1 protein-coding gene is annotated in these 236 nt (G+C 58.5%); it reads right to left on the bottom strand.

What is annotated here, in order from left to right; all coding sequences use genetic code 11:
* A partial coding sequence (locus tag M8013_RS00010; RefSeq protein ID WP_271265808.1) for an integrase core domain-containing protein occupies positions 1 to 236 on the bottom strand: 236 nt, incomplete at both ends.

The following is a 236-nucleotide window of genomic DNA, read 5'->3' as shown; positions in this document are numbered from 1 at the left end:
TTAATGCTCAGTTTCCCGCTGATATCCACTTTCCTGACCAGCACATCATCGTCATATTCCGGCGGCGTTACCGTGTCGCTGTACTGACGTGACGACGGCTGATAACGCGACGCCGGGACGGCCATATTCAGCGCCTCGTGGGGACGCTCAAGGTTATAGACTGCCCGCCAGTGGTCGAAGGCCCGCTGTAACTCGCCGCTGTCCGTGAACCATTTCCCCTGCAGCACTTCCGCCTT

It is taken from the genome of Silvania confinis (assembly GCF_025564085.1).
In the GTDB taxonomy this organism is placed as follows: Bacteria; Pseudomonadota; Gammaproteobacteria; order Enterobacterales; family Enterobacteriaceae; genus Enterobacter; species Enterobacter confinis.
Note: the sequence above shows the minus strand (reverse complement) of the source record. Positions and strands in the feature narration are given on the sequence as shown.